The sequence below is a fragment of the Thermomonas hydrothermalis genome (genome assembly GCF_900129205.1).
Taxonomy (GTDB): Bacteria; Pseudomonadota; Gammaproteobacteria; order Xanthomonadales; family Xanthomonadaceae; genus Thermomonas; species Thermomonas hydrothermalis.
Map to the genome: position 1 here is coordinate 1 of NZ_FQUK01000060.1, position 8,551 is coordinate 8,551.

The window sequence follows — 8,551 nt, forward strand, 5'->3', positions numbered from 1 at the left end:
GCCCTTGGCCGCCCACGGCACCGGCGCCTGCGAGGTCTTGCCGCACTCGCGGCAGGCCACGCGCGGCACCCGGCAGTGGATGAAGGCCTTGAACTGGAAGAAGTGCAGATGCTGCCAGGTGCGCTCCACCCGGTCGTGCACCGGCTGGGCCGCCGCCCCGCAGACCGGACAGGCCAGCCGGGCCGTATCGCACGACACCTCGAAGTGGATCGCCCCCTCATCCGGACGAAACGACACGCTGTCTACCGCCCACGGCGGCGTCAGCCCCAAAGCCTGGGTGAAGAGTTGTTCTTGCATCCGCCAAGGCTGACATCATCCGGCGGCCCGTTCCACACCAGACGCGATGGAGCCTCGGCGAAGCAATCATGCTGCTGCTGTTGGCCGCATTCCTTGCGTTCCTGGCCCGGTTCACCTGGATGAGTGGGCTTGCGCGCTGGTACTCTGCCGACTGGCGCGAATGGGCGATTGATCGTGTCTCCCGTGCCTGCTCATTGCGGGGCGTGACCTGCGCCGCTGACTGGCGCATCCATCAGGAGCGCATGGATCTGGTGGCTGACACCGCAAGCGGGCGGGTGGTGGTGACGATCACCGACCTGCCGCGCTGGCACATGCTGCACCATTCCGAGCAGGAAACCGCGTTGATCGACCAGACACGTCGCCACATGCAGGCGGTCGGGGCCATCGCGGGCTATATCTGGCTGCCGCGTGGCCGGCAGGTGTGGTGGCAACGGATCCTGCTGGCACACCAGCGCGGCGATCTGCGCGTGATCGTGGGCGATGACCTGCGGATGAGCCGGGTCATCTGCACGCATCACCCGCGCCTGTCGGCGCTCCGGGGCGTACTCAGGCCCCGACGATAACCCTGCCAGGTCACGGGCAGGTCGGCCACCCGTCTTGCGGCGGGTGGCCGTTTCTTTTGGGTGGACACATGTTTCGTTTGGTTCAGGTTTGCTGCATCTGCGGTATGATCGGGCCGGATGGTGCACCCCAAGAAAAGCTCGCATACGTCATGCGGGCCAAAAAAATATCGAGAAACCTCATATGAAAAAGACCCATATTGCCTCCATTGACAGCTTTCTGATCCCGCCCGTTGCCACGCCGGAGGAGGTCAGGATCAAACGGCAGCAGATGGGTCTGCTGCAACGCGAGTTGGCCGATCTGCTCGGTGTGACCGAGTTCAGCGTTTATCGGTGGGAAACGGGCAAGCGGTCGATCACCCCGGCCCATACGCAGCGATTGCGCGAGGTGTTCGCCGAATGGCACGCCAAGCAGCGAGCCAAGGCCAAATCTGCAACCTGATCCAGCGCGATCTTCCCGCATTCCCCCATGCCCGCGACGTGCGGGTATCAAAAGGAGGAATGACTATGAAGATCGTGAATTTCGATGCTGATGCTGTGTCCGGGTCGCCGGACACGCCTGAATGGCACGCCTGGCGTGCCCAAGGCATCGGCGGTTCGGAGGCCGCCGTCATCGCCCGGCACGCCGGGCTGCTGGAGGACGCCCCGCAGTGGGTCAAGACCGCCCATCAGCTATGGGCGATCAAGACCGGACGTGTCGAGGACACGTTCCGGGGCAATTGGGCCACGGAGCGTGGCCGGCAGGGCGAGGATCCGGTACGCCAAGCCTATGAGGCGGCCACCGGCATTCTCGTCTCCCCGATGTTCGGGGAGATGGAGCTTCACCCGGCAACGCGGTGCAGTTTCGACGGGCTGGCATTTGACCTGGTGCGCGGCAAGCCTCGGCCTTCAGGCCGGGGAAGGATAGCGCGGACGCCGTAGGCGTCCTTTGGGCGGTCAGTGTGGCGTCTGCTGCTGTTCGATGTACTGGCGGATGATCTCGATGGGTGCACCGCCGCAACTGCCAGCGAAGTAGGACGGCGACCACAGGGCACCGCCCCACAGCTTCTTGCGGATGCTCGGGTAGTTCTTTTTGCGGATCATGCGGCTGGACACGCCCTTCAGGCTGTTCACCAGCGCCGAGACGGCGACCTTGGGCGGGTAGTTCACCAGCAGGTGGACGTGATCGTCCTCACCGTCGAACTCCACCAGTTCCGCCTCGAAGTCGGCGCAGACGCTGGAGAAGATGTTACGCAGGTCGTCGAGGATTTCCTTGGTAAACACTTCGCGCCGGTATTTGGTCACGAAGACCAAATGCACGTGCATCAGAAAGACGCAGTGCCGACCCCGCCGAATATCGTTGTCGTTGCTCATAGGCCAAGCGTATCATTTCGCCCATGCAACGTCTGCAAGCCTTCAAATACGAACTGATGCCGACCGGCGAACAGCAGCGCCAGATGCGCCGCTTTGCCGGGTCGTGCCGCTTCGTCTTCAACAGGGCGCTGGCGTTGCAGAAGGAACGCTACGAGCGCGGTGAGAAGAAGCTCGGTTACGCCGGCCTGTGCAAGCTGCTCACCGAGTGGCGCAATGGGCCTGAAACGCCGTGGCTGGCCGATGCGCCTGTGCATCCGCTGCAACAAACGCTCAAGGATCTGGAGCGCGCTTACGCCAACTTCTTCGCCAAGCGGGCCGACTTCCCGCGCTTCAAGAAGAAGGGTCAACACGACAGCTTCCGCTATCCCGACCCGAAACAGATCAAGCTCGACCAGGCCAACAGCCGCATCTTCCTGCCAAAGCTCGGCTGGGTGCGCTACCGCAATAGTCGCGAGGTGCTGGGCACAGTCAGAAATGTCACCGTGAGCCAGTCTTGCGGCAGGTGGTTCGTAAGCATCCAGACCGAGCGCGAAGTTGAGCAGCCCGTGCCGCAGGCCACCACAGCAGTGGGCATCGACATGGGCGTGATCCGCTTCGCCACGCTCTCGGACGGCACGTTCTACGTACCGCTCAACAGCTTCAAGCGGCACGAAGACCGCTTGCGCCGTGCGCAGCAGGCGATGAGCCGCAAAACGAAGTTCAGCAACAACTGGAAGAAGGCGAAAGCCCGCGTCCAGAAGATTCACGCCCGTATCGGCAACGCCCGCCGCGACTTCCTGCACAAGGCCACGACCACGATCAGCCAAAACCACGCGATGGTGTGCATCGAGGACTTGCAGGTGCGAAACATGTCCAGGTCGGCGGCAGGCACCACCGAGCAGCCGGGAAAGCACGTTCGGGCCAAGTCCGGCCTGAACAAAGCCATCCTCGACCAAGGCTGGTTCGAGTTCCGCCGACAACTGGACTACAAGCTGGCATGGGCCGGCGGACATCTCATCGTCGTGCCGCCGCAGAACACGTCGCGGACGTGCCCGGCCTGCGGCCATGTGTCGGCGGACAACCGCCAGACGCAGGCCCGGTTTCTGTGCGTCGAATGCGGCTTCGGGGAAAACGCCGATCTGGTCGGCGCGATCAACATCCTTTCTCGCGGGATGCAACTGTTGCGAGACGAAGGGCAGGACACGCCGCACGCTTGCGGTGGGATGGAGGCGCTTGCCTCTGTCAGCCCGGATGGCCTGTGGATCGAACCGCACAGGCGGTCGGAAGCAGGAACCCACCGAAGCGACTCATTCCGGCTCGATGCCGGGGTGAGCGCCGTAGGAATCCCCCGACTTTAGGCGGGGGAGGATGTCAACTCGCGCAACTGCCACAGCCAGCCCGACACGTCGCCCTCGCGCAGAGGCGACAGATCACGCCAACGCATCTGCACCAGTTCCGAGCGCCGGCGACCGCCCGTGTGAAAGGCCACATGCAGCATCGCCGCATCGCGCAGGCCCATAAGGCCGTCCGACAAGCAATCGTGCAGCATGGCCTCGAATAGCTCGCGGGTGATCTCGCGCTTGGGTTGCCGCAGCATCGCAGGCGCACTGCGACTCACCCGGTTGCCCAAAGCTCGCAACGCCTGCCGCACCTGGGGATCGTCCGGCCAATCGGGCACCAGCCCGGCCAGCCGGTGACAGGCCGCAAGCGCCGCCAGCCGATGCCGGATCGTCGCCAGCGTCGGGACAGCCGCCTCGGCATGATCGTCCCGCGCCGCGACCCGGCGCTTGCCCACGGCCTGAATCTGCATCATCCGCGCCATGACCAGCGGTGGCATCGACAGCCGCAACCGGCCCGCATCCTCGGTCGGGGTGTGATGGGCGATGAACGCCAGCACCACCGCCGGTGGGACGGCCCGCCGAGGTGTCTCAAGCAGCGGCAGGATGCGGCCCGTGGCCGCACGGTGCCAGGCATCCCAATACCGAAGCGCCGACGTGTAGGCCGCCACCGTGCTTGGCGACACCGAATCCTGCGCCAGCAGCGCCCGCAGGGCAGCGCCGGTGTCGGCCTCAATCTGCGCCACATCAACCGGCGACAGGGCCGGCAGATCCGCATCCAAAGGCACCAGATCGACCATGTTGCCCCTCACGGTTCGGGCGGAAGATTGCACGGAACGGTCATCCAGACGCCTTCCGGCTTCCAGGTCAGCAGCGCCGTGCCGAAGCGTTCCTCGCCATAGCCGAGGACTTTCAGCGGCACCTCGACGCGCCCCTCAAGGGTGAGCAGCGAGGCCGCCGTCAGGCTGCGAAATGACACCATATTGGGGCCATAGGGCACCGGATCATGCACGTCGAAGGCTGGCGGTGTGCCCTTCCCCGCTTTGGTCGCTGCAATGCACCGGACGATCACCCGCAGCGCCATCTGCGACGGCAGGCCGAACTGCTCGCGCATCTCGTGGTAATACATCCGCTGGATCACGTTGCGATCCCGCAGCCGATGCGCCCCTGCCGTCTCGATCAGCCACATCGACACGGCATTGAGCCGTTCGACCGTGGCCCGGATCGTCTCGCTGGTCGTCCGGTTGGGGAGCAGCCGCAGATGGATGCTGTTGATTGACACTGCCATTGCAAACCAGTTTTCGTGGTAGAGTGAATACCCCGCCATTATCACCGGATTCTGCCATGATGGAAGAACCTGCCAACGTGCGTGTTGTTCCGGCCATCGGCATGGAACGTCATCTCCATGCCGCACTGGCGATGCTGCAACGTGGTGTGCGCCCCACCGTCGATGCCCTGGTGGCCGAATGTGGCGGCTCTCGAACGACTGCGCAAAAGGCGCTCGAAGAACTCTGGACGCAGCGGCTCCCCCTGCTGCTGGCACAGCGCCAGACCGAAAGCGATCTGCCCGCGTCGGTCATCGAGGGCATGATGGGCATCTGGCGCGAGGCCGCCACCGCTGCCGAGGCCAAGGCCACCGCCGCGTATGCCGAGGCCATGCGTCAGGTCGAGGCCGAACGCGCCGAAATGCGGGCCACGCTGGCTGCCATCGAGGCCGAACGCGCCCGGCACACCGAGGCCATGCAGCAGGCGCAGACCCGAATCAGCGAACAGGAGGCCCTGATCGCCCAACAGCGCGAGGCGCTGGAAGCCCTGGACGCCCGCCTGAAGGAGCAGGTGACGTTGTGGGAGCGTGCCATTGCCGCCCGCGATGAGGCCAACCGGCAGCTTGCCGATGCCCGCATCGCACTGACCAAGCAGGAACAGGCGGCCCAAGAGGCGGCCCGCGCTCATGCCGAGGCCATCGCCACCCTCAAGGCCGAAGCCCAGGCCGAACGCGAAGCGCAGCGCAAGGCCCATGCCGAGGCGATGGATGCGCTCAAGGCGGCCTATCTCGATGCGGAAACCCGTCTGCGGGTCGATCTGGATGCCGCCCGCACCGAGGCCGCCAAGGCCGCCAAGGCGCTGGATGCAGCCCGTCGTGAGCACCAGCAGACCATCGAGGCATTGCGGCAGGAAATCGCGGCACTGCGCAAGCAGGCTGTCCTGCGTCCGCGTCAACGCCGGCACCCGATCAGCAAGAGGAAGCCGCTGTGAGCCGCCCGAACGAACGGATTTTCGCCCTCGATGCGTTGAACGCAATCAGCCCTGATTGCGACCGCGATACCTGGGTTCGGATTGCGATAGCCGCCAAATCAGCAGACATCACCCTGCCAGAGTTTGATGCGTGGTCGAGTCGGGGCCGCAGCTACAGAAAGAAGGACGTGGAATACGTCTGGAAAAGCATCAATGACAACAGTGGCAACTCCATCACCGTCAGCACGCTCTACAGGCTCGCGCTGGATTCCGGCTGGAAGCCTCCGAAGGAATGGTTTGATGAACTCAATGAAATCAGAGGCTCCGGCAACGCCGCGCAAGACGCATCGAAGCCAAAGCCCAAGCGCACCACCAAGCGCATCGTCCGGCACGCACCCCCGCCCGCGCCAAGCCCCACCGAGATGAGCAACAAGACCGAAGAACAGGCCGAGGCCGACGATCAGGCCGAGCAGATCGAGAAAGCGCGGGCCAAACTGCGGGCCATCCTTGATGCGGCCAAGCCCGCATCTCCCGATCATCCCTACCTCGTTCGCAAAGACGTTCCGCCGAATGGCTTGCTGGAAGTCGATCACAAGGCGGTGCGCAGCATCCTGGGCTACACGCCTTCGGCCAAAGCGGGGCCTCTCAGCGGACGGCTGCTGATCGCCCCGCTGCATTCCGGCGATCATGTCCCGCGCTCAATGGAACTAATCGACGAACAGGGCCGCAAGTGGGCGATGGCCGGCCTGCCCAGGCGCGGGCTGGCGTGGTCGTCGTTCACCGCGCCGCTGTCGGACGACACGCCGTTCTGTCAGACTTACTCATTCCTGCCTAAACAGGAACAAAGCTGACTTCCTGCTTCATCGAGGCCGGTTTCACTCCGGTCGCAAGACCGGAGCCAGCGCCTTCCTCTCCACAGGCTGACACGGTGGAACTCACCGCGTATGTGGCAAGGTTTCTTGCCGCATTCAAATCCCGGTCATGGCGTGTGCCACAGTCCGGGCAAATCCACTGCCGCACGGATAGCGGCATGGCCTCCTGCACCGATCCGCACGCCGAGCAGATCTTGCTACTCGGAAACCATCGGTCGGCGATCACCACCTGCCCGCCGCGCATCGCGGCCTTGTATTCCAGTTGCCGACGGAACTCGAAGAAGCCCATATCGGCTATGGAGCGGGCCAGATGGCGGTTCCTTACCATGCCGCGCACGTTCAGGTCCTCGATGCCGATGGTATGGAATCGGCGCGTGAGGTCCGTCGTGAGCTTGTGCAGGGCGTCCTGCCGGATGTTGGCGATCCTGGCGTGCAGACGTGCCAGCTTCGCCTTGGCCTTCTTGCGATTGGCTGATCCTTTTTGCTTGCGGCTCAGACTGCGCGAGAGCCTGCGCAAGCGGCCCAGCAGCGCCTTGTGGGGCTTCGGGCCAGGGATGGTTTCTCCCGTTGAGAGCGTTGCCAGGGCCGAGACGCCCAAGTCCACCCCGACCACGCCTTGGTTTTCGGCCTTTGGCAGGTGAGACAGGTCTTCGGTCTGCACGGTGATGCTGACAAACCAGCGGTCGGCCACACGGGAGATCGTGGCCGACATGATCTTGCCAGCGAAGCGCAACGACTCGCGCATGCGCACCCACCCGAGATTGGGGATGCGGATGCGCGAACCGTCGATGCTGAACTGGTCGTTGGTGAGCGTGAAGCGGTCGTGCACGCCCTTCTTGCGGAATTGCGGATAGCGGGCGCGGCCCGCAAAGAAGTTCTGGAACGCTTGGCCCAACTGGATGATGGCCATCTGCGGCGCGCACTTGGTGACTTCGAGCATCCAAGGGAACTGCTCTCGCTTGATGGCGTTCAACTGGCGGCGCAGCGCCGCCTCGGTCGGCTTGGGCAGGCTGTTGTCCTGTTTCCAGGCTTCGTACTGCCGTTGCCACTCGGCCAGTGCCCAATTGTAGGCAAATCGCGCCGTGCCTGCGGCCTTGGCAAAGTAGCTGGCCTGCACGTTGTTCGGATCGAGCGCGATCTTGTGAGCAACGATCATGCCTGCATTTCCTCCACGGCTTTCTTCACACTGTCCAGTAGCTTCTGGTTCTTGCGGCTGCGCGAGCCATACAACCGCGCCGAGAACACGGTGATGATTTCCAGTACATCCTTCGCTAAATCCTCCTCAAAGGTCGTGTCCTCGCCTTGATTAAGGATGACCACCTCGACGTTCTTGGCCTCGCAGATGGCGAATACCAACTCCGCGCCGAAGCGCAGCAGCCTGTCCTTGTGCGTGATGACCAGCCGACCCACCTGGCCTTCGATGATGGCCTCCAGCAGCTTCTTCAAGCCCTTCTTGTGGTAGTTCATGCCAGAACCCAGGTCGGCGATGACCTCGAACGTCCAGCCTTGCCGTGCGCAATACAGTTCGAGAACCTGCTTCTGCCGCTCCAGATCGTCTTTCTGGTCGTGGCTGGAAACGCGAGCATAGGCAACCGTTTTGCGGCTCAATCGCGATTCCAGTGGAAACGGTTCATGTCTGATGGGGAGCATGGAGCCAAGGGTGACGGGGTAGATGCCTGAGCTTGGCGCACAGCAGGTAGCTGATGGCGATCAGGTTGGCGTCAGTGCGATAGCCCTTGGCGCGGGCCTTGGCGGCCTGGATCTGGGCGTTGAAGGCCTCGACCTGGCCGTTGGACAGGCCGGTGTCGAAATGCCGCAGGATGCCGGTGAGGTGGTCGCGGATGGTGGCACCGAGCTTCTTGAAGGGCGTCAGCCGACACCGTCGTGCCCAAGAGACCCACTTTCGGAGCAGCGGTTC

General features: G+C 63.8%; 12 protein-coding genes and 1 pseudogene. 6 read left to right on the plus strand and 7 right to left on the minus strand.

From position 1 onward, the window contains the following. Nucleotides 1-297 (minus strand): transposase family protein (locus BUA29_RS11295; RefSeq protein WP_143148934.1); only part of this gene is annotated, 297 nt, incomplete at its 3' end. A 68-nt stretch (nt 298-365) separates the two neighbouring features. Between BUA29_RS11295 and BUA29_RS11300 the strand changes: the two genes are divergently transcribed. The 3 genes from BUA29_RS11300 (at nt 366) to BUA29_RS11310 (ending at nt 1,778) form a co-directional block, all read left to right on the plus strand. Continuing rightward, a complete protein-coding gene (locus BUA29_RS11300; RefSeq protein WP_072756635.1) occupies nt 366-860 on the plus strand; it encodes a hypothetical protein in 495 nt (164 codons plus the stop codon). 181 nt (nt 861-1,041) lie between these two features. Beyond that, a complete protein-coding gene (locus BUA29_RS11305) occupies nt 1,042-1,299 on the plus strand; it encodes a helix-turn-helix domain-containing protein (protein ID WP_072756636.1) in 258 nt (85 codons plus the stop codon). A 65-nt stretch (nt 1,300-1,364) separates the two neighbouring features. Further along, the gene (locus BUA29_RS11310) at nt 1,365-1,778 is read left to right on the plus strand and encodes a YqaJ viral recombinase family protein (protein ID WP_178137931.1); all 414 of its coding nucleotides are present in this window, start codon (nt 1,365-1,367) and stop codon (nt 1,776-1,778) included. 15 nt (nt 1,779-1,793) lie between these two features. Here BUA29_RS11310 and tnpA read toward each other — a convergent pair whose 3' ends face one another. Continuing rightward, nucleotides 1,794-2,210, minus strand: a complete 417-nt coding sequence (gene tnpA / locus BUA29_RS11315) for an IS200/IS605 family transposase (RefSeq protein WP_072756638.1) — start codon at nt 2,208-2,210, stop codon at nt 1,794-1,796. Between the two features lie 23 nt (nt 2,211-2,233). Here tnpA and BUA29_RS11320 point away from each other — a divergent pair, with 23 nt between their 5' ends. After that, entirely contained in the window at nt 2,234-3,547 is a 1,314-nt protein-coding gene (locus BUA29_RS11320) for an RNA-guided endonuclease InsQ/TnpB family protein (RefSeq protein WP_143148935.1), read from the plus strand. On the opposite strand, the gene BUA29_RS11325 is transcribed toward BUA29_RS11320, so the two are convergent. Together BUA29_RS11325 and BUA29_RS11330 are read right to left on the minus strand one after the other, a co-directional pair. Continuing rightward, complete coding sequence (locus tag BUA29_RS11325) at nt 3,544-4,326, minus strand: site-specific integrase (RefSeq protein WP_072756639.1); 783 nt, start codon at nt 4,324-4,326, stop codon at nt 3,544-3,546. The two genes, BUA29_RS11320 and BUA29_RS11325, sit on opposite strands and share 4 nt — an antisense overlap. 8 nt (nt 4,327-4,334) lie before the next feature. Further along, nucleotides 4,335-4,814: a hypothetical protein gene (locus BUA29_RS11330; RefSeq protein ID WP_143148936.1), complete on the minus strand. Its 480-nt coding sequence runs from the start codon at nt 4,812-4,814 to the stop codon at nt 4,335-4,337. A 56-nt stretch (nt 4,815-4,870) separates the two neighbouring features. Here BUA29_RS11330 and BUA29_RS11335 point away from each other — a divergent pair, with 56 nt between their 5' ends. Beyond that, the gene (locus BUA29_RS11335) at nt 4,871-5,782 is read left to right on the plus strand and encodes a DNA-binding protein (protein ID WP_072756641.1); all 912 of its coding nucleotides are present in this window, start codon (nt 4,871-4,873) and stop codon (nt 5,780-5,782) included. Next, nucleotides 5,779-6,612 (plus strand): PriCT-2 domain-containing protein, encoded by an 834-nt coding sequence (locus BUA29_RS11340; RefSeq protein ID WP_072756642.1) that lies wholly within the window; start codon nt 5,779-5,781, stop codon nt 6,610-6,612. The genes BUA29_RS11335 and BUA29_RS11340 overlap by 4 nt, the downstream gene beginning before the upstream one ends. Here the strand turns inward: BUA29_RS11340 and BUA29_RS11345 are convergent. From BUA29_RS11345 to BUA29_RS11355, 3 genes and pseudogenes are all read right to left on the minus strand, one after another. Then, entirely contained in the window at nt 6,593-7,789 is a 1,197-nt protein-coding gene (locus BUA29_RS11345) for an RNA-guided endonuclease InsQ/TnpB family protein (RefSeq protein ID WP_072756643.1), read from the minus strand. The genes BUA29_RS11340 and BUA29_RS11345 overlap by 20 nt on opposite strands. Then, nucleotides 7,786-8,232, minus strand: a pseudogene (locus BUA29_RS11350) (IS607 family transposase); the annotation flags it as partial. The pseudogene BUA29_RS11350 and the gene BUA29_RS11345, both read right to left, overlap by 4 nt. Before the next feature lie 31 nt (nt 8,233-8,263). Further along, on the minus strand, nt 8,264-8,551 hold a 288-nt coding region (locus BUA29_RS11355; protein WP_143148813.1), incomplete at its 5' end, for a transposase.

What these genes read in the sequence shown, in the direction of transcription:
- BUA29_RS11305 (WP_072756636.1), top strand. Translation starts at nt 1,042, where the DNA reads ATGAAAAAGACCCATATTGCCTCCATTGACAGCTTTCTGATCCCGCCC.
- BUA29_RS11335 (WP_072756641.1), top strand. Translation starts at nt 4,871, where the DNA reads ATGATGGAAGAACCTGCCAACGTGCGTGTTGTTCCGGCCATCGGCATG.
- BUA29_RS11320 (WP_143148935.1), top strand. Translation starts at nt 2,234, where the DNA reads ATGCAACGTCTGCAAGCCTTCAAATACGAACTGATGCCGACCGGCGAA.
- BUA29_RS11330 (WP_143148936.1), bottom strand. Translation starts at nt 4,814, where the DNA reads ATGGCAGTGTCAATCAACAGCATCCATCTGCGGCTGCTCCCCAACCGG.
- tnpA (WP_072756638.1), bottom strand. Translation starts at nt 2,210, where the DNA reads ATGAGCAACGACAACGATATTCGGCGGGGTCGGCACTGCGTCTTTCTG.
- BUA29_RS11325 (WP_072756639.1), bottom strand. Translation starts at nt 4,326, where the DNA reads ATGGTCGATCTGGTGCCTTTGGATGCGGATCTGCCGGCCCTGTCGCCG.
- BUA29_RS11345 (WP_072756643.1), bottom strand. Translation starts at nt 7,789, where the DNA reads ATGATCGTTGCTCACAAGATCGCGCTCGATCCGAACAACGTGCAGGCC.
- BUA29_RS11300 (WP_072756635.1), top strand. Translation starts at nt 366, where the DNA reads ATGCTGCTGCTGTTGGCCGCATTCCTTGCGTTCCTGGCCCGGTTCACC.
- BUA29_RS11310 (WP_178137931.1), top strand. Translation starts at nt 1,365, where the DNA reads ATGAAGATCGTGAATTTCGATGCTGATGCTGTGTCCGGGTCGCCGGAC.